At 62.2% G+C, this 23,135-nt stretch carries 23 protein-coding genes; 9 read left to right on the forward strand and 14 right to left on the reverse strand.

Features of this window, described 5'->3' with window-relative positions:
- The first annotated feature begins 719 nt into the window (after positions 1-719).
- On the forward strand, positions 720-2,555 hold the full coding sequence (gene recQ / locus BAUR9175_RS10755; RefSeq protein ID WP_101583707.1) for a DNA helicase RecQ: 1,836 nt from the start codon (positions 720-722) through the stop codon (positions 2,553-2,555).
- On the opposite strand, the gene BAUR9175_RS10760 is transcribed toward recQ, so the two are convergent.
- Entirely contained in the window at positions 2,510-2,890 is a 381-nt protein-coding gene (locus BAUR9175_RS10760; protein ID WP_035279362.1) for a VOC family protein, read from the reverse strand. The two genes, recQ and BAUR9175_RS10760, sit on opposite strands and share 46 nt — an antisense overlap.
- 86 nt (positions 2,891-2,976) lie before the next feature.
- Positions 2,977-3,558 (reverse strand): OsmC family protein, encoded by a 582-nt coding sequence (locus tag BAUR9175_RS10765; RefSeq protein ID WP_009884520.1) that lies wholly within the window; start codon positions 3,556-3,558, stop codon positions 2,977-2,979.
- 261 nt (positions 3,559-3,819) lie between these two features.
- Between BAUR9175_RS10765 and BAUR9175_RS10770 the strand changes: the two genes are divergently transcribed.
- Complete coding sequence (locus BAUR9175_RS10770; protein WP_101583708.1) at positions 3,820-4,524, forward strand: CPBP family intramembrane glutamic endopeptidase; 705 nt, start codon at positions 3,820-3,822, stop codon at positions 4,522-4,524.
- Between the two features lie 57 nt (positions 4,525-4,581).
- Here the strand turns inward: BAUR9175_RS10770 and BAUR9175_RS10775 are convergent, their stop codons facing one another.
- Complete coding sequence (locus BAUR9175_RS10775) at positions 4,582-5,064, reverse strand: Lrp/AsnC family transcriptional regulator (protein WP_233430327.1); 483 nt, start codon at positions 5,062-5,064, stop codon at positions 4,582-4,584.
- Positions 5,065-5,174: 110 nt separating this feature from the next.
- Between BAUR9175_RS10775 and kynU the strand changes: the two genes are divergently transcribed.
- Positions 5,175-6,440 (forward strand): kynureninase, encoded by a 1,266-nt coding sequence (gene kynU / locus BAUR9175_RS10780; RefSeq protein ID WP_009884517.1) that lies wholly within the window; start codon positions 5,175-5,177, stop codon positions 6,438-6,440.
- Between the two features lie 37 nt (positions 6,441-6,477).
- Here kynU and BAUR9175_RS10785 read toward each other — a convergent pair whose 3' ends face one another.
- The gene (locus BAUR9175_RS10785) at positions 6,478-7,752 is read right to left on the reverse strand and encodes an MFS transporter (protein WP_096178305.1); all 1,275 of its coding nucleotides are present in this window, start codon (positions 7,750-7,752) and stop codon (positions 6,478-6,480) included.
- On the reverse strand, positions 7,749-7,883 hold the full coding sequence (locus BAUR9175_RS19685) for a hypothetical protein (RefSeq protein WP_257944315.1): 135 nt from the start codon (positions 7,881-7,883) through the stop codon (positions 7,749-7,751). Before BAUR9175_RS19685 ends, BAUR9175_RS10785 begins: the two co-directional genes overlap by 4 nt.
- A 22-nt stretch (positions 7,884-7,905) precedes the next feature.
- Between BAUR9175_RS19685 and BAUR9175_RS10790 the strand changes: the two genes are divergently transcribed.
- Positions 7,906-8,490, forward strand: coding sequence for a cysteine hydrolase family protein (locus BAUR9175_RS10790; protein ID WP_180959229.1), 585 nt, complete (start codon positions 7,906-7,908; stop codon positions 8,488-8,490).
- Positions 8,491-8,509: 19 nt separating this feature from the next.
- Positions 8,510-8,932, forward strand: coding sequence for an OsmC family protein (locus tag BAUR9175_RS10795; protein WP_069601111.1), 423 nt, complete (start codon positions 8,510-8,512; stop codon positions 8,930-8,932).
- A gap of 19 nt (positions 8,933-8,951) precedes the next feature.
- Here the strand turns inward: BAUR9175_RS10795 and BAUR9175_RS10800 are convergent, their stop codons facing one another.
- The 3 genes from BAUR9175_RS10800 to BAUR9175_RS10810 form a co-directional block, all read right to left on the reverse strand.
- Entirely contained in the window at positions 8,952-9,815 is an 864-nt protein-coding gene (locus tag BAUR9175_RS10800; protein WP_009884512.1) for a PPK2 family polyphosphate kinase, read from the reverse strand.
- Between the two features lie 89 nt (positions 9,816-9,904).
- Positions 9,905-10,588, reverse strand: coding sequence for a trimeric intracellular cation channel family protein (locus tag BAUR9175_RS10805; RefSeq protein ID WP_101583711.1), 684 nt, complete (start codon positions 10,586-10,588; stop codon positions 9,905-9,907).
- A 143-nt stretch (positions 10,589-10,731) separates the two neighbouring features.
- Positions 10,732-11,232: an OsmC family protein gene (locus BAUR9175_RS10810; protein WP_096162734.1), complete on the reverse strand. Its 501-nt coding sequence runs from the start codon at positions 11,230-11,232 to the stop codon at positions 10,732-10,734.
- A 125-nt stretch (positions 11,233-11,357) separates the two neighbouring features.
- Between BAUR9175_RS10810 and BAUR9175_RS10815 the strand changes: the two genes are divergently transcribed.
- From BAUR9175_RS10815 to BAUR9175_RS10830, 4 genes are all read left to right on the forward strand, one after another.
- On the forward strand, positions 11,358-12,905 hold the full coding sequence (locus BAUR9175_RS10815) for a molybdopterin-dependent oxidoreductase (RefSeq protein ID WP_101583713.1): 1,548 nt from the start codon (positions 11,358-11,360) through the stop codon (positions 12,903-12,905).
- Between the two features lie 142 nt (positions 12,906-13,047).
- On the forward strand, positions 13,048-13,725 hold the full coding sequence (locus tag BAUR9175_RS10820; RefSeq protein ID WP_096162729.1) for a fasciclin domain-containing protein: 678 nt from the start codon (positions 13,048-13,050) through the stop codon (positions 13,723-13,725).
- A gap of 130 nt (positions 13,726-13,855) precedes the next feature.
- The gene (locus BAUR9175_RS10825; RefSeq protein ID WP_096162727.1) at positions 13,856-14,485 is read left to right on the forward strand and encodes a sigma-70 family RNA polymerase sigma factor; all 630 of its coding nucleotides are present in this window, start codon (positions 13,856-13,858) and stop codon (positions 14,483-14,485) included.
- On the forward strand, positions 14,482-15,384 hold the full coding sequence (locus BAUR9175_RS10830) for an anti-sigma factor (RefSeq protein ID WP_096162725.1): 903 nt from the start codon (positions 14,482-14,484) through the stop codon (positions 15,382-15,384). Before BAUR9175_RS10825 ends, BAUR9175_RS10830 begins: the two co-directional genes overlap by 4 nt.
- A gap of 69 nt (positions 15,385-15,453) precedes the next feature.
- On the opposite strand, the gene BAUR9175_RS10835 is transcribed toward BAUR9175_RS10830, so the two are convergent.
- Genes BAUR9175_RS10835 through BAUR9175_RS10860 form a run of 6 tightly spaced genes read right to left on the reverse strand, consistent with a single transcriptional unit; the run spans position 15,454 to position 23,003 of the window.
- Entirely contained in the window at positions 15,454-16,845 is a 1,392-nt protein-coding gene (locus tag BAUR9175_RS10835) for an amidase (protein WP_101583714.1), read from the reverse strand.
- 32 nt (positions 16,846-16,877) lie between these two features.
- Positions 16,878-17,531 carry an SRPBCC family protein gene (locus BAUR9175_RS10840; protein ID WP_096162722.1) on the reverse strand — a complete coding sequence of 218 codons (654 nt, stop codon included), beginning with the start codon at positions 17,529-17,531 and terminating at the stop codon, positions 16,878-16,880.
- 12 nt (positions 17,532-17,543) lie between these two features.
- A complete protein-coding gene (cutA, locus tag BAUR9175_RS10845; RefSeq protein ID WP_101583716.1) occupies positions 17,544-19,988 on the reverse strand; it encodes an aerobic carbon-monoxide dehydrogenase large subunit in 2,445 nt (814 codons plus the stop codon).
- A complete protein-coding gene (locus tag BAUR9175_RS10850; RefSeq protein WP_096162718.1) occupies positions 19,985-20,539 on the reverse strand; it encodes a (2Fe-2S)-binding protein in 555 nt (184 codons plus the stop codon). Before BAUR9175_RS10850 ends, cutA begins: the two co-directional genes overlap by 4 nt.
- The gene (locus tag BAUR9175_RS10855; protein WP_096162717.1) at positions 20,536-21,531 is read right to left on the reverse strand and encodes an FAD binding domain-containing protein; all 996 of its coding nucleotides are present in this window, start codon (positions 21,529-21,531) and stop codon (positions 20,536-20,538) included. The genes BAUR9175_RS10850 and BAUR9175_RS10855 overlap by 4 nt, the downstream gene beginning before the upstream one ends.
- An 8-nt stretch (positions 21,532-21,539) precedes the next feature.
- Positions 21,540-23,003, reverse strand: a complete 1,464-nt coding sequence (locus BAUR9175_RS10860) for a uracil-xanthine permease family protein (protein WP_205677149.1) — start codon at positions 23,001-23,003, stop codon at positions 21,540-21,542.
- Positions 23,004-23,135: the final 132 nt, after the last annotated feature.

Raw genomic sequence — 23,135 nt, forward strand, 5'->3', positions numbered from 1 at the left:
CAAGACAGCCAACCAACGATCACGGGGTGACCGAGGCTGACCAATTAATCATGTCCACACATGCTGGCGTGACCACCCGGCGAGGGGAGGCCACAAATGTGTGAACATGTGATTGTCTTACCAGAAATACTTAATGTTTCTGGCATCACTATTTGTTCAAACAAACACGCTATTGGATTCTCAAACCACAAACACTCACCCATCACCACAACCCAATTATTGGGGCGTGTTCACTGGGGGTGTCAGTTTCAATTGTTGGCTGCCACCAGCTTTTCCGTGTGGACCAGAACCAAACTGTGTTTGTGCTGGTCACACCCGGTGAAAACTGTTCTCGAAGAGTTCGTTTTCTGCGGGGCAACGAGATACAACTCTAGACCAGGCCAGCCTCTGCGTGCAACTCGAAACCGGAAATCTGATCGTGACGCCCACCACACCCCTTGGATTGGCCGAAATTCCCCCGCCCGGACCCCTCTATTCCGCAGGGCTCCGGCCCTTGGATCCGCAGGCCGGTCTCGTTGCTAGACGTTGAACCCTCCGAGCCATAGGAGTTGCCCAGTATCCGGTGGCTCTGCCGGTGCGACCCTCTCGTTGTGGGACTGCCTCAGTGTGCCGCTGCGTCCCTCTTATTGCAGACCTCTCTGCACCGGCTCATGGCGCAACACTGTGCACTGGGCTAGGTAGGTTCGGCCAAGTCAGGGCCGTCCACTAGCCTTGGTCTCATGACTTCGGCTCCCACAACCTCTCCGCTCGACGTCCTCCATGATGTCTTCGGCTATGACGAATTCCGGGGCCAGCAGCAAGCGGTCGTCGATCAGATCGTCGGTGGTGGAGACGCGGTCGTCCTCATGCCCACCGGTGGAGGAAAGTCCCTCTGCTATCAGATTCCAAGTCTCGTCAGGCCCGGGACAGGCGTCGTCATCTCACCACTCATCGCGCTCATGGCCGATCAGGTCGCCGCACTGGAGAATCTGGGTGTCAGGGCGGCATACCTCAACTCGACACTCGACTTCGAGGAGGCGCAGAACGTCGAACGCGCACTCCTGGCCGGCGAGCTGGATCTGCTCTACCTGGCACCGGAGCGCCTAGTCCTGCCGCGCACAATGTCTCTGCTCGAACGAGCCCAGGTCGCACTGTTCGCGATCGATGAGGCTCACTGCGTATCTCAGTGGGGCCATGATTTCCGCAGCGACTACCTCGGCCTGGGAGTGCTGGCCGAACGCTTCCCCGATGTGCCGCGCATTGCGTTGACTGCCACGGCCACACCTGCCACCCACGCAGAGCTCACTGATCGTCTTCACCTCGGCGAGGCCCAGCATTTCGTCGCCAGCTTCGACCGGCCCAACATCACCTACCGCATCGAACCGAAGCAATCCGGTCGCTCCCAGCTCATCAGCTTCATCACCACAGAACACCCCGGCGACTCCGGCATCGTCTACTGCCTGTCCCGCCGCGGTGTCGAACAGCTCGCCGACGCTCTCGTGGCCCGGGGGATCAACGCTCTGCCCTATCACGCGGGCCTGCCCTCTGAAGTGCGTGCCGAGCACCAGGCACGGTTCCTCCGCGAGGACGGTCTGGTCATGGTCGCGACGATCGCCTTCGGCATGGGCATCGACAAACCCGATGTCCGCTTCGTCGCCCACCTCGACCTGCCGCGCAGTGTGGAGGGCTACTACCAGGAGACCGGCCGTGCCGGACGTGACGGACTGCCCGCTGACGCGTGGATGATCTACGGCCTCGGCGATGTCGTCTCCCAACGTCGCCTCATCGAATCCGGAGACGGCGATCGAACCTACCAACGCCGAGCGATGTCGCACCTTGATTCGATGCTGGCTCTGTGCGAAACCGTCGACTGCCGACGCGTGCAGCTCCTGCGCTACTTCGATGAGGAATCCGAACCCTGCGGCAACTGCGACACCTGCATCACTCCCCCGGTGACCTGGGACGCAACAGTGGCCGTGCAGAAACTGCTGTCGGCAGTCATCCGCCTCGACCGAGAACGCGGCCAGAAATTCGGCTCTGGACAGGTCATCGATGTGCTGCGCGGCAACGACAATGAGCGGTCCCGCTCCGCCGACCATGAGAGCCTCAGTGTTTGGGGCGTCGGCAGCGATCTCAGTGAAACCCAATGGAAGACCGTGGTTCGCCAGGTTCTTGCCCGCGGTCTGCTCGAATCGCATGGCGACTACGGTGTCCTCGTCGTCGGCGAGGCCGCCGGACCCGTCCTGCGCAGCGAGGTCGAGATCTCACTGCGCGTGGATCCCGTGAAGAAATCCGGATCGAAGAAGGCAGCGGCCAAGCGCCGAGGTGGCCCCGAGGTCGAACTCGGCACCGCAGACACAGCCCTGTTCGAGGCTCTGCGTGCTTGGCGTGCCGAGCAGGCGAAGGAACAAGGGGTCCCCGCCTATGTCGTGTTCCCCGATGCCACCTTGTACGGAATCGTCGAGGCCAAACCGAGCACCATCGGCGAGCTGGGCCAGGTCAGTGGCGTGGGTCTGAAGAAGCTCGACCGCTATGGTCCCGGCGTCCTCGAGGTCCTTGAGTCCAGCGCCGCCTGAACTTGACCCACTGATCGTGGGCCCAGTCGCGGCTCTTTGTTCTCCGATCCGCCGGCGTCGAGAATCTTCGCTCGTGTGGCGTCAACGTCATCACGGGAATCCCGACTCAGAGCGGTGAGCACCTGTGCGGTCGAATGCGGATCGGCGATCGGCTTGTCGGTAAACGTCCCCAGGTACTCCCGCGTCAGAATCATGAAGAAGATGCCTTCGTCCCATTTGAGACAGGCGGCGTTCTCATCGGTGAACTCGGGAACAACCTCGGCGCCTAGATTGGCGTAGAACTCTTTTGATCGATTGAGATCGGTGGTCGGGTAGTTGACGAAGATCTGGGTCATGACTGCTCCCTCGCAGCTGGTGTCCAGCAATGGGCTCAATATCCTCGTCTTCGCTCACCGGCATGTCAATAGACCGACGAGACTCATCAGTTCGTCTTCGTCACGGTGACGTCGATGGGCGTCTGATTCGTGAAGATGTCGAAGACCGGGCAGTGAGCATCGACGGTCTTCTGCAGCTCCTGGTAGGCCTCGTCACTGTCTGGGCCCGTGATGTTCACGGTGACACGGACCGCGGAAAGCCCCGGGCGTACCGAATCGTCGGCACCGAAGAGTCCCCGAACGTCGAGGTCGCCCTCTGCGCTGACGTCGAGGTTCTCGATCGTCAGTCCCAGGTTGTGAGCATAGAGACGGTAGACGACGATCTGGCAGGAGATCAGGGCACCGAGCGCGTATTCCACGGGGTTCGGTGCAACATCGTCGCCGGCCAAAGGGGCCGGCTCGTCGACCGTGAAGGTGTGCTTGCCGGCAGTGATGACCGAAGAAACCGAGCCCTGGGCACTGCCCTTGGCAGAGAAGACCAGCTGCGCGTTCTTCACCGAGGCGACGATCCGGTCGTTCCATGCCTGCCCCGCCGAGGAGAGGCGTGCGGCGCGATCCTCGGCACTGATGGCAATGGTCGAACCAGCGTCGGTGGTGGATCCTGTGGTGGTTTCAGCTGTGGCGGTCATGAGCGTCTCCTCGGTGTGGGTGGTAATCGTCTGAGTGATCCCCAGACTAGGAACACAGGCCTCCCACGAGCGGGCTGCTCGTCAGATTCCGACGCGCTCCGTCACACTCACGAAATGCGCCGACGCATACCGACATAACCCAGTTGCCTGCTCGGCGAGGCTGACGCTCGTCAAAAGCTCGTTCCCGTGTCCCATCGGGGGAACCGAATCTCATACTTCTGACGGACAACACGCCTGATCAACGACTCATAGTGTTGAGGCATGAGCGAAGCCCCATCTCGAAGTCGACTCTCGACGACGACCCTTCTCATCGCGGCAGGAGCCGTCCTCGGCATCGCTGCTCTCGTCTTCGGAACTGCCGTCGTCATCGGGCTCACCGTTCCAGGTGTCCGGGCACATTTCGATAGCCTCATCGTCGCTGTGCTGCTCGTGCAGAGCGCAGGGACTCTATGGGCGCTGACGTTCATCCTGCGCCACCGCGGTCACCGACTCTCGGACATCGGCTTCGCCCGCCCCTCTCTGCGCCTCTTCCATCTGCTGTGGCAGATTCCCACAGCGGTGATCGTGGTGATCCTCACGCAGGCCCTCGTCTTCGCAATCACCGGCTCGGACCCTGTCAGCGAGTCGTCGACCGATTCGCTGGCAGGAAACGCCGGCGCTGCCGGTGCGATCGTGATGTTCGCGGCCGTCGCAGTCATCACCCCGTCCTGGGAAGAGCTGTTCTTCCGCGGCCTGATCTTCGGCTACGTTCGTGGCCGCCTAGGCACAACATGCGCGGTTGTCATCAGCGCCGTCATCTTCGCGCTGTGTCATGGCGTGCCGATTCTCCTGCCCTACATGCTTGCGCTCGGCCTCTGCCTAGCACTGCTGCGGGTGTTCCACGGCAATCTGTGGGGTTCACTGGGTCTGCACATCACGATCAATTCGACGGCGTCGCTGGTTCTGCTGCAAGCCGTCTTCGCGTGAGGAAGCTCAGGCGGGCCGTCTTCGCCTGAGTTCCTTTCGGCATGGCCGTCCTCTCACTCACGGGCGGTGATGTCCGAACACCAGACTGGTCTGCGTGTGGGCGATCATCGGATCCGAGAGGTGCTCGTCGATGAAGTCGTTGAGTCCCGTCGGATGGGCGGCGGCGATGTGCACGAGCAGGTCCCGCTCCCCCGACACCTGGAAGACATCAAGGGTCTCAGGTGCCCGGAGCAGCCCCGCGATGACATCGCTCATCTTTGACCTCCCCACCGGTGACATCCGCACGGAGATCATGCCGAACACGTGCAGGCCGAGCGCTTCGAAATCGATGTCGGCATGAAATCCCTTGATGATGCCGCGCGATCTCAGTGCACTGACTCTGCCCGAGCAGGTCGACGGGGCAAGCCCCACCCGACCGGCGAGGTCCTTGTTGGAGATCCGAGCATCGGAACCGAGCTCACGCAGGATCGCCAGGTCCACCTCGGCGAGGTGGACATTGTTCGATTCAGCATGATGATCGACGATCAATTCCGAATTCACCACAGAAATCACTTCCAATTCTCGCCATCTGTTCGGATTGCCTCGATGATATCCGTGATCTGAGTAGTCTGTGAGGTGAACCGGATCAACCGACCCAATGAAGGTGAGTCATGACGACCCTCGAGCGATCAGCCTGCGAACTCCTCGACCGCGACGATCCTCTGCGCAAGCTCAGAGACGAGTTCATCCTCCCCTCCGACACGATCTACCTCGACGGGAACTCGCTGGGTGCCCGAACAAAGGGCGCGGCCGAACGTGCCCAGGAGGTCATCGAGGACGAATGGGGCACCGGCCTCATCCGCTCCTGGAACACTGCCGGTTGGTTCGATCTGCCAGCGAAGCTGGGCGATAAGGTCGCCGGCGTCGTCGGTGGTGGGACCGGCAGCACCGTCGTCACGGACACCACCTCGATCAACCTGTTCAAAGCCGCATCGGCCGCACTGAAGATGCAGGCTGCCGATGCGCCGGGGCGTCGCGTCATCCTCACTCAACGGGAGAATTTCCCTTCCGACATCTACATGCTGCAGGGCCTGGCCGAGCAGCTCGACGACGGCTACGAGGTGCGTCTCGTTGATGACGCCGAAGTGACCGCCGGGTTCCCGAACACGATGACCGACGAGGTGGCCCTCGTCGTCCTCACCCACGTGAACTATCGCACGGGTCGCCTCTTCGACATGGCCACCACCACCTCGGCGATCCATGCTGGTGGAGCGATGGTGATCTGGGATCTGTGCCATTCGGCGGGAGCCCTGGAGATCGACCTGGCCGGATCGGGCGCAGATATGGCGATCGGCTGCACCTACAAATTCCTCAACGGCGGGCCGGGTTCACCCGCATTCATCTGGGTCTCCGAGGCACTGCAGAACCGTTTCACCCAACCGCTCTCGGGCTGGTGGGGGCATGCGAAACCCTTCGAGATGTCACCGGACTACGCTCCGGCCGAGGGCATTCGCCGGTATCTGACCGGCACGCAGGGCGTCATCTCGATGGCGGTGGCCGAATTGGGCCTCGACATCGCCGACAGCGTCAATATGGCAGCCGTGCGACATAAGTCCCTGCAGCTGTCCGACCTCTTCATCGAGCTCGTCGAATCTCGCCTGGCCGATCATCCCGTCCAGGTTGTCACCCCGCGTGAGCACGCTCATCGCGGGTCACAGGTCTCGATCACCCACCCTGAGGGATTTGCGGTGATGAGTGCCCTTATCGAGCGTGGAATCATCGGCGACTATCGGGAGCCGGAAGTTCTGCGCTTCGGCCTGACTCCGCTCTACATCGGCTTCACCGACGTCTGGGACACCGTCGAGGCGCTGCGCGAGATCCTCGACAACCGGCTCTGGGACGCTCCCCAGCACAAGGTCCGCGGCGCCGTCACCTGAACGGTCACACCTGGTCAGGCCGTCACCTGAGGCAAGCTCACCCGACCCGTCGCCCACGTCCTGCCAGCACGTAGGCGCCGATCCCGATCGCGCCGATGGCCAGAACCGAGCCGCCGATCGTCACGGCCTGCGGGATCGTGGCGATGGTGCCGAGGACGCCGACGGTGACTCCGGAGAAGGTCTGCATGCCGGGGCCGAACATCGAGTAGGAACCGATGACTCGGCCACGGATCTCGGTCGGAGCTTCAAGCTGGATAATCGCCATCTCGGTCGATTCCGCGGTGATCTTGCAGACTCCGGCGAGGACGAGCACGATCAGCGCCAGCCACAGATGTGAGGTGAAGGCGAAGACGATCGAGCTCGCTCCGAGTCCGGCGGCGCCGACCGCGGCTGCTGCCGGGGTCGGTCGCACCCAGCCTGTGGCCTCGAGGAAGAACCCGCCGAGCACTCCTCCGGCCCCGAGGGCGAAGAGCAGCAGCCCGTACGTGAAGTCACTGTCGCCACCTGGTCCGGTCAGCAGTCCGCCGAAGACCGGCATCGCTGTCTGCAGCACTGCTCCGATGGTGATCGAGGCGAGCGCGGCCAAGAGCAGCATGCTGATGATCGACCGGTTGTGGCGCACGTCGACGAGCACCCGCAGCGACTGCACCAGGGTCGTGCGCGTCTTGTTCGGACTCCCGCTCCTGGTGTGGCCGGTGAAGGGTGTGCGCATGAGGAAGATCGTCAGCGGCAGATAGAAGATGATGTTGATGAAGATGCCCCAGGTCGGTCCGAACGACAGCAGGAGCACCGAGCCGACGACGGGCCCGAAGAGGATCCCGAGACTGCGGAAGGTCGCGTTGATGCGCACCGCGCTGGGCAGTTCGGAACGTCCGGCGAAGTCGTAGAGCATCATCTGCTCGGCAGGGCCCCACAGGCAGCCGGCCAGTCCGTGGATGACGAGCAGGACGCAGGCCTGCCACAGCTGCAGCAAGTCGGTGAGGAAGAGGATGCCCCAGCACAGGGACACGAACATGAACAGGCCCTGCCCGATCTGGATCAGCCGCCTGCAGTCGAAGCGCTCCGCTAGAGAGCCTGCGTAGACGGAGAGCAGGAGGAACGGAAGCCAGTGGCTGATGAGTTGGAACCCGACGAGGGCCGGGGACTCGAACTTCTGCCACAGCACCCAGTAGGTGATGACGTGTTCGATGTTGTCACCCATCATCGCCAGCCCGGACCCGACCAGGTAAGGCGCGGTCTTCCAGCTGCGCAGCACCCCGAAGCGGCGCGGATGCGCCGAGCTGTCGGCTGAATCGTCTCGGATCTCACTCACTCGGCCCATTCTGGCACCGTCGCAGCCGAGTCGAACCCGATGTACCGAAGCGTGGAACCCGATGTCGCCGAGGTGGCGCTGGCCGTGGCATGGACGTGACCCTTGATCTCGCCCGACAATGGGGTCACCATTGAACTGATCGAGGAGGATCAGATGTCAACGAGCACATCCACGCACCAGCCACCGCTCGCCTCACAGCGAGAGAAGACCGCCCTCATCGTCATCGACGTCCAGAACGGCGTCTTCGCCGAGAGCTGGCATGCAGACGAGGTGATCGGAACGATCTCCGATCTCGTTCAACGCGCCCGCGACACCGGTGCCGAAGTCATCTGGGTCAGACACTCTTCAGGAGAACTGCCACCGGAATCGCCGCAATGGCAGATCGTCGACGCGCTCACGCCCGCCGAAGGCGAGGCCATCGTGGAGAAGACCCACGGCAACACCTTCGAGGACACCGACTTCGAGGAGGTTCTCGCGTCCAAGGACGTCGGCCACCTCGTCGTCACCGGTGCCCAATCCGATGCCTGCGTAAGGTCCACGATCCACGGCGGGTTCGCCCGCGGCTACGATGTCACGCTCGTCTCCGATGCGCACACGACCGAAGATCTCAGCGACTGGGGCGCGCCACCACCGGAGCAGGTGGTCTCCCACACGAATCTCTACTGGGGCTTCGAATCGGGACCTGGTCGAACCGCCCGGGTCCAGGAATCGGCCGAGGTCGACTTCAATGCGCCGTGATTCCTGAGATGATGTGCCCATGAGTGAAGACAAGCGCAGCATCGAACTGACCAGGATCGCTGAGAACCATTACCGCGCCACGGCACCGAGCGGTGCGAGCATCGAATTCGGTCGCGGTGAGGGCCTGATGACACCCGTGGAGCTGCTGCTCGCGGCCGTCGCCGGGTGCTCCTCGATCGATGTCGACACCGTGACCAGCAGGCACACCGAGCCGACGCGCTTCGACGTCTCGGCCCAGGCCGACAAGATCGACGAAGACGGCGCGTCCCGCGTGGACAATGTCCATCTCGACTTCAACCTCGACTTCCCCGATGACGAGGACGGCCGCAAGGCCGATGCCCGCGTCGAGAAGCTCGTCGGCCTCTCCCATGACAAGTACTGCACTGTCTCGCGCACGGTCGAGCACCCGACGAACGTCAACTTCAGCATCCACCGCGCCTGACCCTCTCCGAGGTAGTGGCTCAGCTCTCGGCCAGCCGCTCCCGTTCGACGTCGATGTCGAAATCGGCCGCCGGCCATTGCGGGTCGATGTCCCGCAGCACATTGAGCAGGAGCCGCTGAACCGCGATCCGGGCGTACCATTTGCGGTCGGCGGGGACGACGTACCACGGGGCCACCTCGGTGGAGGTGCGTTCGAACACTGTCTGGTAGGCCCGCATGTAATCGGGCCACATGAGTCGCTCGTCGACGTCACCCGGGTTGTACTTCCAGTACTTGTCGGGGCGATCCAAGCGCTCCATGAGTCGGTCCTTCTGCTCATCGGGGGAGATGTTGAGCATGACCTTGATGATGCGCACACCCGCCTCGGCGAGTCCTGCTTCGAAGTCGTTGATGGCGGTGTAGCGGCGCTCGATCTCTTCGTCATCGGCAAGCTCACGGACCTTGCCGATGAGCACATCCTCGTAGTGGGAGCGATCGAAGACGCCGATCATGCCGGGCCCGGGCACGCGTGGTCGGATGCGCCACAGGAAGTCGTGGGAGAGCTCCTCCTTCGTCGGGGCCTTGAACGCGGCGAGTTCAACTCCCTGGGGGTCGACGGAGCCGACGACGTGGCGCACGATTCCGCCCTTGCCAGCGGTGTCCATCGCTTGGAGGATGAGGAGGACGGCCGGGCCCGACTCCTCGTCATGATGGGCGGCGAAGAGTCGCTCCTGGAGATCATCGAGTTCGGGAATGCAGGCTTTGAGGTCCTTGCGTCCGGATTTCTTGTTGCCCTCGTATCCGGGGGTCGAATGCGGGTCGACTTCGTCGAGCCGAAATCCTTTGCCTGCCCGCAGCAATGGCTGCGGATCGCTGCTCCAACTCTGCGTTGTCTTCTCGCTCATGGCTTCATCTTTGCAGGCAGGAGGGTCAGCGTCTATATCTTTGGTGATCTCCGGCGATTGCCGTGGTGATCTCACCGGGTTCTGCGTGATCAGTCGGGCTTGCGAAACACCGAAGGAAGTCTCTTCATCTTCCGCTCGGTCTCCCGATACGACCACTGCCGCATCGGCTGCGGCACTCTCCACTGCAGCTTCCAGGCAAGCATGCGGAAGACGAATGCGAGGCCGGCGATGATCAGCGACACCATGTTGTTGAGGATTCCCGTCGCGTCGGCGAGGAGCGCGCCACCGGCCCCGAAGAGAGCCGGGAGGAGATAGAGATCGGTGCCGGTGAAGATCGCCGGGTTCTCACTGGCCACTGCATCGCGCATTAGGCCGCCGCCGCAGGCCGTGAGCGCACCCATGAGCAGAGCCGCCGGGTAGGTCGCTCCCGCCCCGAGGGCGATCGTCGTCCCGGTGACACTGAAGATCGCAAGCCCGATCGCGTCAAACGTGACGATCAGACTTCGGGCTCTCGAGACGTGCTTGCCGATGAGGTAGATGAGCAGTGTGGCGATGAGCGGTGGGGCCAGATAGATCGGCTGGCCCAGCGCATTCGGGACTCGGTCGAGGAGGACGTCGCGGATCATGCCTCCGCCGATGCCCGTCATCGTCCCGAGAACCAGGCCTCCGGTGATGTCGAAGCCGCGCCTGGCAGCCAGGAGGACTCCCGAGACGGCGAAGACGAAGGTGCCGGTGAGGTCGAGTGCGAGAAAGACTGCTTCCTGAATGTCCACGCCCTGCTCCCCTTCCGACTCATCAACGGTGCGCCCCACACACCGGTCGGTGCGCGGTCAGCATTGCCGACGCCGGATCTCAGCTCTCGACGCCTGGTCACCACTGTAGTATCCCCTCGCCGAGGCGGCAGTGAGCCGGGAGGTCAGCTGAGCTGGAAGTTGTCCGGGTTCTTGTAGTCCTCGATCTCGACACTCGGGCTGCCCTGTCCCTTGAGCAGCTTCGAGATCGGGCACCTGGCGTGGGCTCGTCCGGCATACTTCTCTGCGTCGGCGGCGGATACGCCGTCGATGGAGATATAGGCCCGGGGCACGAAGTGGAATCCGGCGTTGGACTCTCCGTGCAGGTCGACCTCGACCCTGACTCGGGACAGGGCTTCGACTTGGTTGACCGCGAGCACGACTTTGAGGGTCTCGCCGAGGCAGGTGCTCCATGCCATGGCGAGGAACTGTTCGGGGTTGCTGCCCTGATCGGTATGTGAGGTGGGTGCTGTCGCCAGCGTCATTCCGTCTTCGACTCGAACCTCGCCCGAGGTCCCGCCGAGGTTCTCGACCTTTGCTGTGTAGATGGGTGCACTTGCGCTTCTTGGTTCGTCCGAGTCTCCGCTTGGCGCCTGCGGCTCGGCGTATCCTGGGTTCTCAGTCATTGCACCATGCTACGTCAGCTTGACGGCAAGTTCACTGGTAATTTCGTGAGTGAGATGCGACCCGTGAGCGAATCGTTACTCCCGGCCGACCCATCTGAATCGCGTCGTGCTCCGAATCTTCGTACATGAGAAGACCACTTCATACTGCCCTCGCCGGGGTCGTCGCCACGCTTGTCCTGTTCGGTGCCGCCGACCTCCTCGCCCGGGCCTTCGGTCCGCCGGCCGCACCTCTGCTGGCATTGGGACAGACGATCATTCCGCTTGCTCCGGCCGGCCTCATCAAGCCTGTCATCGACTTACTCGGGCACAACGACAAGCTGTTCCTGATCCTCACCACCGGCCTCGGCGCTCTGGTGCTCGGAGGGCTCATCGGATGGCTCGCGTCTCGACATCTCCGTGCAGCGACTGCGTTGTTGGGGTTGGCGGGCCTCATTCCCATCGTCGTCATCCTCATCCGTCCCGAAGCCGAGGCCCCCGACGTCATCCCGACCGTCATCGGACTCGTGCTGGGTCTGGCAGTCTTCCGTCTTCTCATCAGCCTCGCGACCCGGCCAGACGTGGAGAATGAGCCGGAGTCCGAATCAGAATCCGAATCTGCGGCTCCTTCTCGGCGTCGCTTCTTCGTCATCACCGGTGTCTTCGGTGCTGCGGGAGCCGCCGCCGTAGCCGCCGGGCAGACTGTGGCTTCCTTGGCACTGGATGCCGGGGCTGCGGTGGCGAAGTTGGTGCTGCCGAAACCGGCGAAGACTGCTCCCCCGATTCCCGCCTCGGCGCATCCGGACGTCAAGGGCCTGGCACCCTTCGTCACGGACCCGAAGGACTTCTATCGCATCGATACGGCGTTGGCACCTCCGGTCATCGATCCGGAGGAATGGTCGCTGAGGATCCACGGGATGGTTGAGACCGAAGTCGTCATCACCATGGATGAGCTCCTGCAGCTTCCTCTCAACGAGCACCACATCACGCTCACCTGCGTATCCAATCCCGTCGGCGGTGACCTGGTCGGCAATGCCACCTGGCTGGGCTACCCCGTCCGTGAGCTCTTAGCCCGAGCGAAACCCCTCAAAGACGCAGACATGGTCCTCTCGCATTCCATTGACGGCTTTTCCGCCTCCACCCCGATCGAGGCCCTGCTCGATGACCGCGATTCTCTGCTGGCCGTCGGCATGAACGGCCAGCCGCTGCCGCCCGAGCACGGGTTCCCCGCCAGGTTGGTCGTGCCGGGTCTCTACGGTTTCGTCTCGGCCACCAAGTGGGTCACCGAACTCGAAGTCACCCGTTTCGATGAGAAGACGGCCTACTGGACCGACCGCGGCTGGGACGCCAAGGCACCCATCCTCGTCGCCTCCCGCATCGACGTGCCCAAACCTCTGGAAAAAGTCGCGGCGGGTGACCTCGCCGTAGCGGGCACGGCCTGGGCGCAGCGAAGCGGCGTCAAGAGGGTCGACGTGAAGCTCGACGATGGGGAATGGACGCAGGCCGACCTCGGCGACGAGGTCAACATCGACACCTGGCGTCAATGGAAGACCGGATTCAGCGACGTCAAGGCAGGATCGCACACCGTCACCGTCCGAGCCATCGATCAGGACGGGAATATACAGACCCCCGAACGCAGAAAGTCCATCCCCAATTCCGCGACCGGGCACCACCACATCCAGTTCCGCGTCGAATAATTCTCAAGAAAATCCGATAATCACCCATCCAGAACCTCATGGGCTGCGAATACCAGGTACACAGCGAGCAATGAAGACGACTTCAGAGCTGTGCGCTGATAGGCACCACCGTTGATGCACCACCTTCACAAGGAGAAGAACGATGAAAACACTGCTTCGCAATCGCACCGCAACCGTCCTGGCAGCCGGCGCCATCTCACTCATGGCTTTGAGTGGCTGCTCGAGCATGGGTTCGGACTCCGAATCCGGTGGCGAAGAGACCCAGGCAGAGGAATCGGGTGGGGGCTCACAGGCTCCGGAAGAATCAGCAGACTCCGGCATGGCTGACTCGAACCTCGTCGGCCCGGGCTGCGCTGCCTACGCCGAGGCCAACCCTGATGGCGGCGGATCCGTCGAAGGAATGGCCCAGGACCCGGTCGCCACCGCCGCATCGAACAACCCGATGCTCAAGACGCTGACCAAGGCCGTCTCCGGCAAACTCAACCCCGACGTCGACCTCGTCGACACGCTCAACGGCGACGAGTTCACCGTCATCGCTCCGATCGACGATGCCTTCGCCGACGTTCCCAAGGACGACCTGGATGCGCTGGCCAAGGATTCGGACATGCTGACGAAGGTGCTGACCTACCACGTCATCCCCGGACAGCTGTCTCCCGATGAGATCGCCGGCGAACACGAAACCGTCGAAGGTTCGAAGGTGAAGATCTCCGGTGAAGGCGAGGACATGAAGTTCGACGATGCCGGTCTGGTCTGCGGCGGAGTCCAGACCTCCAACGCAACCGTGTACATGGTGGATGCCGTGATGATGCCCTCGAAGTGACATTCGAGCTTCACAGAGCTGTGGCCAAGGGCCGATTTCGACGTCTCGGATCGGCCCTTGGCCACAATTCTTTTCCCTCAGAACCTGGACAGTGACCGATTATCAGTTCAGGGAATGACATGATTGCGCAATGAGTCCAGACGATCCCACGGCACCAGGCCATGGACCACCGGGTGGCGGCATCCCCGCGCCGGCCGGTGGGACAGCCACAGCAGCCGATCCCAGCGGTGACCTGCTGCTGCGGATCGCCGACGGTGATCGCGCCGCTTTTGAAGAACTCTTCGTCGCCCAGTCCCGCATCCTCATGGCGGTGATCCTGCGGATCGTGAGAAGTCAGTCCCTCGCCGAGGAGGTGCTTCAGGAATGCTTCACCGAAGTCTGGACGCGGTGCGCCGGGTTCGACCCAGCACGCGGAACCGGCAGGGCATGGCTGATCACCTTGTGTCGCAGAAGGGCCATCGACTGCGTCCGCAGCGTCCAGGCCCAGCAGGATCGCGATCTGGCCGACGGACTGCGGTCCTCGGCGGGGATGGGAGAACAGGTCGAGCAGACCGTCATCGACAAATCGGAATCGGATCGCACGGTGACGGCGCTGAAGATACTTCCCGAGGAGCAGGCACAACCCATCGTCATGGCCTTCTATCAGGGCATGACCCACGCTCAGATATCTGAGCGTCTCAAGGTGCCCCTCGGTACCATCAAGTCACGGATCAGAGACGGAATGAAGAAGCTGCGAGAAGAGTTGGAGGCAAGCCGATGAGCACCGATCGTGACTATCTGGCTGCCGGGCTGGCCCTGGGCGGACTCAGCGAAGCAGAACTCGCCGAGGCACAGGCGCTTGCCGACGCTGACGCCGATTTCCGGTCCGAAGTCGCCGCGTATTCCGACACCATGGCGCTCATGGCCGAATCCGATGCGGAGCTGACCGATGATTCGTCAGCTGGGCCCTCTACAGCAGGGTCTTCAACGGGCACTCCCGAACACATCAGTACAGCCACCCGGGACGCAATTCTCGCGATCCCCGGCGCCCACGCGCAGGTCCAGGACACACCCGCTGAGTCACATCAAGTACAGGAGACACCGCACTCGGAGCAGTCCGCAACGGCTGCTCCGACACAGCCCGCTCCAGCACAGTCTGAATCGACACGGTCCGAATCAACACCACCGGCCGATCTGGCCGAGCACCGCCGCAAGCGCCGCCCCTGGGTGGCCTGGACAGCGGCAGCGGCCGCAATCATCGCAGTCGCAGTCCTAGGGGCCAATGCCTGGCAGCTGCAGCAGGAGCAGAGCGAGCTTGAGGAGAAGTTGGCCTCGACTCAACAGCAGCTCGACGACTCCGCTCGTCTCATGGAAGCCGGAGATCTGCGGACGAGCAATGCTGATCTGCCCGAGGGCGGTTCGGTCACTGTGTTCTCATCTGAGAAGGAGCAGCTCATTCGGTTCACCCCTCGTGACGTCGCCGCTGCTCCGGCAGGGAAGTCTATGCAGATGTGGGTGATCGGTGACAAAGGTCCCGAGAGCGTGGGGCTCATGACTGGTCAGCCGGTGACGATTGCCGATGAGCCATTCACCTCGGGCAGTCTGTTCGGCATCACGGTGGAGCCGGAGGGCGGTTCGAAGCAGCCGACGACCGATCCGATCGTCGCCATCGATCTGTAGGCACGTCCGATTCAGATCTCGGGTCAGGCGTCTCCGTAGGTCGAGCAGCGCGGGTCACGCTGCTCGATATCACAGCGGCGGATGGGTCTGAGCGTGATTCGTCACCCTTTCGAAGGCCTGTGCTACCTTGAGCACACGTGCATCGGCACCAACAGGGCCGATGAACTGCAGGCCCACTGGCAGCCCCGTTGCGGAGAAGCCCGCCGGGACACTGATCGCTGGACATCCCGTTGCTGAGATCAGGCTCGTCGCGTGGACCCATGCCATGTAGTCGCTGATCGGCTTGCCGTTGAGAGCGTCTGGATAGTCTAGTTCGGCGTCGAAGGGCTTCACCTGACTCGTAGTCGTCACCAGCACATCGTGACGCGAGAAATAGTCCTGCATGGCTACCCACAGGCGGGCGCGAGCAGCATCAAGTGCGAAGAGATCCTCGGCCCCCAGGTCTAGACCAGCTTGGATGTTTCCACGAAGAGTGCTCTTCATCTGATCGGCGTGGTCGACGATGAGATGCCCATAGTTCTTGGCAAACTCGTAGGCCCTGGCCAAACGAAACACCTCAGCAGCATCATCGAGTGCTGGGGCCTCGTGACTCAGCTGCGCGCCCAATCCGGTCAGTACAGTTTCAGAATTGCCGACAACTTCGGCGACTTCGCCTTCAACTTCAACCTGGCCATTGAGATCCGGAGCGAATCCGATCCTCCACCCCGACAAGTCCGTGGTCGTATCAAGGTCCGAGAACTGCCCCAGGTCCAGCCGTGAGGTCGGCCCCCAGGTGTCCGGACCGCTGCACAAGTCCATCAGCAAGGCGACATCAGCGACATTGCGCGCCATGAATCCCGGTTGGCTCAGCCACTCCCATGGGTTGCCTGGCACCACATGGGGAATCCACCCATTTGATGGACGCAGGCCCACGATATTGTTGAAGGCGGCAGGCAGACGCAATGACCCACCCGTATCCGAGCCGTCTCCCGCTGCCTGCACTCCGCATGCGATCGTTGCGGCGGCTCCCCCTGACGAGCCGGATGCGGATCGAGTGAGATCGTACGGATTTCGTGTCGTTCCGAATACAGGGTTGACGGTGTGAGCTCCCGCCGCAAACTCAGGCACGTTGCTTTTGCCTGTGCTGATCACACCTGCTGACTTCAGCCTGGCCACAATGAGGTCGTCGCGGTTCGGGACGTTATCGGCAAAGATCGGTGAGCCGTATGTCGTCCGCATCCCTGCAGTCTCATGCGTGTCTTTATGAGTCATAGGTATGCCCGACAGAAGTGGGAGGTCCGTGCCACGTGCCCTCAGCTCGTCGACTTTATTCGCCGAGGCGAGCGCACGGTCAGCATCCACCGTGACCACCGCGTTGACAAGGGGATTGATCTCGTCAATGCGGCGCAGGTGAGCCTCGACGAGTTCGCGAGAACTCAGTTGTCCAGTCGCGAGCGCACCGGCAAGTTCTGCAAGTGCCATCCAATGGATGTCCGCTTCTGCACTGATTGACACTAACGGCGCCCGGCCAACAAGCCGACGCAGACACCCAGCAGAGCGGCTCCTGCCCCGACTGCAGCACCAGCAAAGAATTCGCTGCCGCGCACAGATGTTCCGAATCCCGCTCCGGCCGGTTCAGCCGCCGGCAGTGGTGCAGAGCCCGCTACCGCAGGAACTGCAAGCACCTCAGGGACCGAGCCTGCGAGCGCCGCAGCAGGTTCTTCGACCCCTTCGTGGATGGCCCGGTCGATGTCTTTGAAGAATTTTGTGGCGATACGCTTTGCCACGCCGGACAGCATTCGCTGGCCGACCCCACCGATGGCTCCACCCAGAACAGCGTCGGCGTCCCAGGTGACCTCGGTACCTCCGGCTTCACCAGGGGCCAGGGCCACGGTGATATCGGCACCGATGGTTCCCGGTCCGCCAGAACCTTTGGCGGTGAGGACGAACGAGGCCGGGGGCTGCTCTTGTGAAAACGCCACCGAACCTTTGTACGTGCCTTTGATCGCTGCCACTCCCATGGTCAGAACCACGTTATAGGTCTGGTCGTCTACCGGAGTGAAGCCTTCGACTCCCGGAATGGTGGCAGCGAGAATCCGCGGGTCGTGGAACGCCGCATAGGCGGTGTCAGGATCGGCCGTCATCTGAGCTACGGAAGTGATGCGCATGAGTTGCAGTCCTTACTGGTGTCCGGCAATGGATGGGGGTGCAGAAACGGCAGAGTCGAGGCCTCGGGATTTCAGTCCGGGGACTTCACCGGCCTCGTGCTTGTTCCGAAGCTCCCACAGTGTCGAAGGGTCGAGTGGCATGGCACGGATTGGAAAGCCTTCAGCATCTTCGATGGCAGACGCGATAGTCGTAGCCGTCGGAATTGTTCCGGCCTCTCCTGCACCTTTGATGCCCAGGGGGTTGAGTGGGCTAGGGGTCTCCAGATGATCGGTCTCAACGTGGGGAATCTCGGATGCGAAGGGCATGAGGAAGTCCATGAAGGAAGCGTTGAGCAGCTGTCCGTCCGTGTCATAGGCCATCCGTTCGTAGAGCGCCCCTCCCACACCTTGGGCGACACCGCCGTGGACCTGTCCTTCGACGACCATCGGGTTGATCATGGGCCCGCAGTCGTGGACGACGCAGTAGCGACGGATCGTGATGTCGGCAGTCTCCGGATCGGTTTCGACGATCGCGGCATGCATGCCGTTGGCCACGGTGGAGCGCAGCGGCGAGAAGAACTCCTGCTCTTCCAGTCCCGGCTGCTCGCCCGGTTTCACCGAGGGCTCCTCAGCTGTGGACTCCTTGGCGAACTGAGTCGCGGCTTTGGCGCTTTCGTCGAACGCGTAACGCAGGGGATTCGACAGAACAGACACCGCGGCCAAGGGCATGGCGGCACTGGGGTCGCCTTTGACAGAGATGATCCCGTCGACGATCTCAAGGTCCTCAGGGTCGGCCTCGAGGGACTCGCCGACAATCTTCAATGCCTTGGCTTTGACCTTCTGAGCCGTCAGGTGCAGGGCGTTGCCTGCCATCACGGCCCCTCGCGATCCCCAAGTCCCGACCGAGTACGGAAGTTTTCGAGTGTCACCTGTCGCTACATGGACTGTGTCGATGGGGACGCCGAGTGCATCGGCGACGATCTGCGCGAAGACAGTCGCATGAGCCTGCCCGTGGGTCGTCAGCCCAGTCCAGACATTCACCCGGCCAGAGGATTCGACCTCGATATGGCCGCCTTCGTAAGGACCGGCACCGGTGCTCTCCACATAGCATCCGATCCCCAAGCCGACCTTGCGACCTTCGGCTCTGGCCTGGTCCCGACAGGCTTCGAACTCGTCCCAGCCGACGAGGGCTTTGAGCTTGTCGAGTGAGGTCACGAAGTCGCCCGAGTCCAGGCAGCCTTCCGCACCATCCTGCATGGTGACTCCCATGGGATGGGGGAATTCGCGGACGAAGTTGTTCAGACGCACCTGTGTGCGATCCATGCCGAGTTCGTCGGCGATGGCGTCGACAGTGCGTTCCATCATGAACACTGCATGGGCGCGACCGGCGCCTCGATAGGGCGTGACCATGACGGTGTTGGTGTACAGAGACCAGTATTCAACTCGGTAGTTGGCGATGTTGTAGGGACCCATGACATGCGTCGAAGTGTTGAGAGGCACGATGACGCCGTATGGAATGTAGGCGCCGTTGTCGTGCCAGAATTTCACATCCAAACTGAGTATCCGACCGTCATCGTCGAATCCGACCTTCACATTCTGAGTTTGTGCTCTCTCGTGCGCTGAGGAGATGAAGTGCTCGCGCCGGTCTTCGGTCCATTTCACCGTCGTTCCAAGCGCTCTCGCGGCGCAGGCCACGGCCAGTTCCTCTGGCCAGGGGTGGTTGATTTTGACGCCGAAGGCACCACCGACATCGGGAGTAATGACTTCGACCCGGGTCAGCGGGATCTCCAGCCGTGCTGCTAACGCGGCACGCAACCCGGTGCTGGTTTGGGTTGAGGAATGGACCTGGAGGCTTTCATCCTCCCGGTTCCAGGCCGCGATGACGCCTTTGCCTTCCATCGGCATGCAGGCGCTGCGCTCGAACTCCAGGTCGAGGTCGAGCGTATGTGGGGCCCGGTCCAATCCAGCATCAACGTCCCCAACTTCTTGGACGTAATGGGCGGCCACGTTGTCGTCCATTCCGGCGTGGACGACCCGCTGCCCCTCGCGAGATTGTTCGACGCCGACGATCGGGTCAAGAAACTCGTAGTCGATCTCTATCCGTCCGGCCGCGTCCTCGGCGATGTAGCGGTCGCGGGCGATGACCATGACGATCGGCTCACCGACGAAGTTCACGTGGTCTGGGGCCAGAGCGAAACCGGTATGAGGTGCCACGATCGATGGGTGCGGGATCAGCATGGGCAGGCGGTCTGCTGCCTGACCGGGCAGATCTTCGTGGGTCCAGACCGCGATGACACCTTCAACATCGATGGCGCCTGTGACGTCGATATCGACGATGTCAGCGTGGGCGTGAGGGCTCCGCACGAAGGCCGCGGCCACACTGCCGTTGGCCAGATCATCAAGATAGCGACCATTGCCGGTGACGAGACGCGGGTCCTCCCGACGCTTGATCTTTTGGCCGAACATACGTGTGGTCATTGAGACACCTCGGTATCTTCTCTGTCGCAGCAGTTCTGGCCACAGCCGCCCCGCAGTTCGGCAGTGCGTTGAACTGCCTTGACGATGTTCTGGTAGCCGGTGCACCGGCAGAGGTTGCCGGAAATCGCCTCCCGAGCCTCTTCTTCGCTCGGGTGCGGGTTTTCGTTCACGAAGGCGTCGATGGTGGTGATGAACCCCGGAGTGCAGAAGCCGCATTGCAGCCCGTGGGAATCGATGAAGGCCTGCTGCACGTCGGCCGGGTTCTCCGGATCGTCTCCGATTCCTTCAACGGTCGTGACCTCATGACTCTGTGCGCTGGCGGCAAAGATCAGACAGGACCGGATCGGATCGCCGTCGAGCTGTACTGTGCAGGCACCGCAGACCCCGTGTTCGCAGCCGACATGGGTACCCGTCAGCTCCAGATCCTGGCGCAGAACGTCGGAGAGAAGCTTGCGATCCGGCACATCGAGGACATGGTCTTTGCCGTTGACACTCAGCCGGATGGTCGATCTCGGTTCGGCTGCTGCCTCAGCCGCGCTCGTCTGGGTCATCGTGATTCCTTCTCCTTGCATGTTGCTGCTCGCTGTCCACCGCTGAGGGCTGACGCACCACGAGTGCTGTTCTGCCTGCTCAATCGCTTGAGCAGGCGTCCGGCGATGACTCCTGTGAGATGCCGGCGATAGTCGGCGGTGGCGTGGATGTCCCCATCCGGATCAATGAAATCCTTGATCGCCGAGGCGACTGCGTCGACGATCGTGTCCACGCGATCCACTGGGGTGCCGGAGACGATGTGATCGAGTTCGATGATGTCCGGGGTGTCCGTGACTGACACGAATCCCGCCTTCAACCCGGTGATCGTGGCAATCTTGCCCGCAGCCCCGGAGCCAGGCGGGTCAGCAGCGTCAACAGAGGCAGCAGCGTCGGTATTGTCGGTGGACATGATCAGTCCAACCCCGGCCAGCCCGTAGTCGCCGCTGCGGCGCGCCAGTTCGTCGAACCCGGCCCTCTGACCTGGCTGGAGAGCCGGGAAGATCGCCTCGGTGATGAGCTCCTCGGGTTCCAGGCTGGTCTCCAGCGGACCGACATTGAGTTCGTCTGCGGTGAGCGTGCGGGTGCCCTTCAGGCTCCTGACTTTCACGCAGCCGCCAGTCAGCGCGAGTATCATCGGCATCTCACCATTGGGGTCGGCGTGAGCGATGGAGCCGACTGTGGTCCCCCGGTTCCTGATCGCCGGGTGAGCGACGTGTCTGAGTGCTTCACCGAGGATGGGATTCGCAGAGGCGACGTCCGGATCACGCTCGAGTCGTCGGTGGCTCACGAGCGCACCGACTGTAATCTCCTGTCCTTCGACCGTGAGCCCGTCAAGCCCGTCGACAGCTGTGATGTCGATGAGGTTCTCCGGAGCTGCCAGTCGCATATTGAGGACCGGGACCAAACTCTGTCCCCCGGCGATGATCTTTCCATCCGATGCATGCGCCGCGAGCAGTTCCAGGGTGTTCTCAATAGTCTTCGGACGGTGAATCCTCAGGGGAGAAGGCTTCATTGTCTATGTCACTCATCTTTCGTTCTGCGGAGCTTGCGATCCTGTTCGAGGTCTGCGGTGACCCGGGCTCTCTGCCCTTCGCCTCCGATGTTGAGTCCAGCGCCATCGGCCGGATCATCCAGCAGTTCTTTCGGCGCCAGCCAACGCGCAACATGGTACATGACCAGCATCGATATCGTCCCCAGCGCGATTCCGGAGAGGATGAAGTCGTCAGTGAACTTCAAGCTGACGTCACCGATGGCGATGATCAGTCCCGCTGCGACCGGGACGATATTGAGCGGGTTGGCGAAGTTGACCCGATTCTCGATCCAGATCTTCGCGCCCAGCATGCCGATCATTCCGTAGAGGACGACCGTGATGCCACCGAGGACTCCGCCCGGCACCGAAGAGATGAGTGCACCGAACTTCGGTGAGAAGCCGAAGCAGATCGCAACAAGTGCAGCAACCCAGTAGGCCGCGGTGGAGTAGACACGCGTTGCCGCCATCACCCCGATGTTCTCTGCATAGGTTGTCGTCGGTGAGCCTCCGACCGAGGTGGCGACGACAGTGGCGACGCCGTCACCGAGGACCGCGCGGCCCATGTATTTGTCGAGCTTGTCACCGGTCATCTCTTCGACTGCCTTGACGTGTCCGGCATTCTCGGCGACGAGGGCGATGATGCCGGGCAGCATGACGACGATCGCTGCCGCGTTGAAGACTGGAAGGTGAACTCCGACGACACCTGCAGCAGTGTCCGTCATGGGCGGGAATCCGATCCACGCGGCTGACTCGATGGCGGAGAAGTCCACGCGGAAGTGTGTGGTCACTTCTCCGGCAGCGGCACTGAATGAGGTGATCTGACCGAAAATCTTGTCGAAGAGCCAAGAGACTCCGTAGCCGAGGATGAGGCCCAGGAACACTGCGATTCGACCAAGGAACCCTCTCGCCCAGACGGAGAGGAAGACAATGAAGACCATGACGATGACCGCAACCCACTGGTCCTGGGGCCAGTAGGTATTTGCAACGACCGGGGCCAGGTTGAAGCCGATGAGCATGACCACTCCGCCGGTGACGACGGGTGGGAGGACCTTAGTCAGCGCTGACGCTCCGATGTAGTGGATGAACACACCGACGAGAGCGAGGATGACGCCCGAGACCATGATCGCACCGGTCACCTCGGCGGGGGTGCCGCCTTGAGCGGTGACAGCGGTGACACCTCCGACGAATGCGGCCGAGGTGCCGACGTAGCTGGGCACCTTGCCCTTGACGATGAGGAGGAAGATGATGGTGCCGAATCCCGACATCATGACCGCCAGCTGCGGGTTGAGCCCCATGATGACGGGGAACACGAAGGTGGCCCCGAACATGGCTACCACGTGCTGAGCGCCAAGGCCGATCGTTCGGCCCCAGGTCAGACGCTCGCTGGGTTTGACGAACTCACCTGGAGCGACAGTCTTGCCGTCCCCGTGCAACGTCCATGAAAACATCGACATGTGTTTCTCCCCATCGTTGAGAAAGGCCCGGTGCAGACATTTCGACACGTGTGTTCTTGCAGCCGCCGGTCACGAAACATCTCGACTAACACCACGACTCTATTGGGATGCTGAGGTACACATCACGTCAGA

Origin of the sequence: Brevibacterium aurantiacum (assembly GCF_900169065.1) — a bacterium.
Classification (GTDB): Bacteria; Actinomycetota; Actinomycetes; order Actinomycetales; family Brevibacteriaceae; genus Brevibacterium; species Brevibacterium aurantiacum.

Coding starts and splice junctions, on each gene's coding strand:
- BAUR9175_RS19685 (WP_257944315.1), bottom strand. CDS start 7,883: ATGGTGACCCCATTGTCGGGCGAGATCAAGGGTCACGTCCATGCCACG.
- BAUR9175_RS10840 (WP_096162722.1), bottom strand. CDS start 17,531: ATGCGCATCACTTCCGTAGCTCAGATGACGGCCGATCCTGACACCGCC.
- BAUR9175_RS10850 (WP_096162718.1), bottom strand. CDS start 20,539: ATGACCCAGACGAGCGCGGCTGAGGCAGCAGCCGAACCGAGATCGACC.
- BAUR9175_RS10770 (WP_101583708.1), top strand. CDS start 3,820: ATGAGCGAAGCCCCATCTCGAAGTCGACTCTCGACGACGACCCTTCTC.
- BAUR9175_RS10800 (WP_009884512.1), bottom strand. CDS start 9,815: ATGAGCGAGAAGACAACGCAGAGTTGGAGCAGCGATCCGCAGCCATTG.
- BAUR9175_RS10790 (WP_180959229.1), top strand. CDS start 7,906: ATGTCAACGAGCACATCCACGCACCAGCCACCGCTCGCCTCACAGCGA.
- BAUR9175_RS10765 (WP_009884520.1), bottom strand. CDS start 3,558: ATGACCGCCACAGCTGAAACCACCACAGGATCCACCACCGACGCTGGT.
- BAUR9175_RS10795 (WP_069601111.1), top strand. CDS start 8,510: ATGAGTGAAGACAAGCGCAGCATCGAACTGACCAGGATCGCTGAGAAC.
- BAUR9175_RS10810 (WP_096162734.1), bottom strand. CDS start 11,232: ATGACTGAGAACCCAGGATACGCCGAGCCGCAGGCGCCAAGCGGAGAC.
- BAUR9175_RS10860 (WP_205677149.1), bottom strand. CDS start 23,003: ATGTCGATGTTTTCATGGACGTTGCACGGGGACGGCAAGACTGTCGCT.
- BAUR9175_RS10825 (WP_096162727.1), top strand. CDS start 13,856: ATGAGTCCAGACGATCCCACGGCACCAGGCCATGGACCACCGGGTGGC.
- kynU (WP_009884517.1), top strand. CDS start 5,175: ATGACGACCCTCGAGCGATCAGCCTGCGAACTCCTCGACCGCGACGAT.
- BAUR9175_RS10830 (WP_096162725.1), top strand. CDS start 14,482: ATGAGCACCGATCGTGACTATCTGGCTGCCGGGCTGGCCCTGGGCGGA.
- BAUR9175_RS10760 (WP_035279362.1), bottom strand. CDS start 2,890: ATGACCCAGATCTTCGTCAACTACCCGACCACCGATCTCAATCGATCA.
- recQ (WP_101583707.1), top strand. CDS start 720: ATGACTTCGGCTCCCACAACCTCTCCGCTCGACGTCCTCCATGATGTC.
- BAUR9175_RS10835 (WP_101583714.1), bottom strand. CDS start 16,845: ATGGCACTTGCAGAACTTGCCGGTGCGCTCGCGACTGGACAACTGAGT.
- BAUR9175_RS10815 (WP_101583713.1), top strand. CDS start 11,358: ATGAGAAGACCACTTCATACTGCCCTCGCCGGGGTCGTCGCCACGCTT.
- cutA (WP_101583716.1), bottom strand. CDS start 19,988: ATGACCACACGTATGTTCGGCCAAAAGATCAAGCGTCGGGAGGACCCG.
- BAUR9175_RS10820 (WP_096162729.1), top strand. CDS start 13,048: ATGAAAACACTGCTTCGCAATCGCACCGCAACCGTCCTGGCAGCCGGC.
- BAUR9175_RS10855 (WP_096162717.1), bottom strand. CDS start 21,531: ATGAAGCCTTCTCCCCTGAGGATTCACCGTCCGAAGACTATTGAGAAC.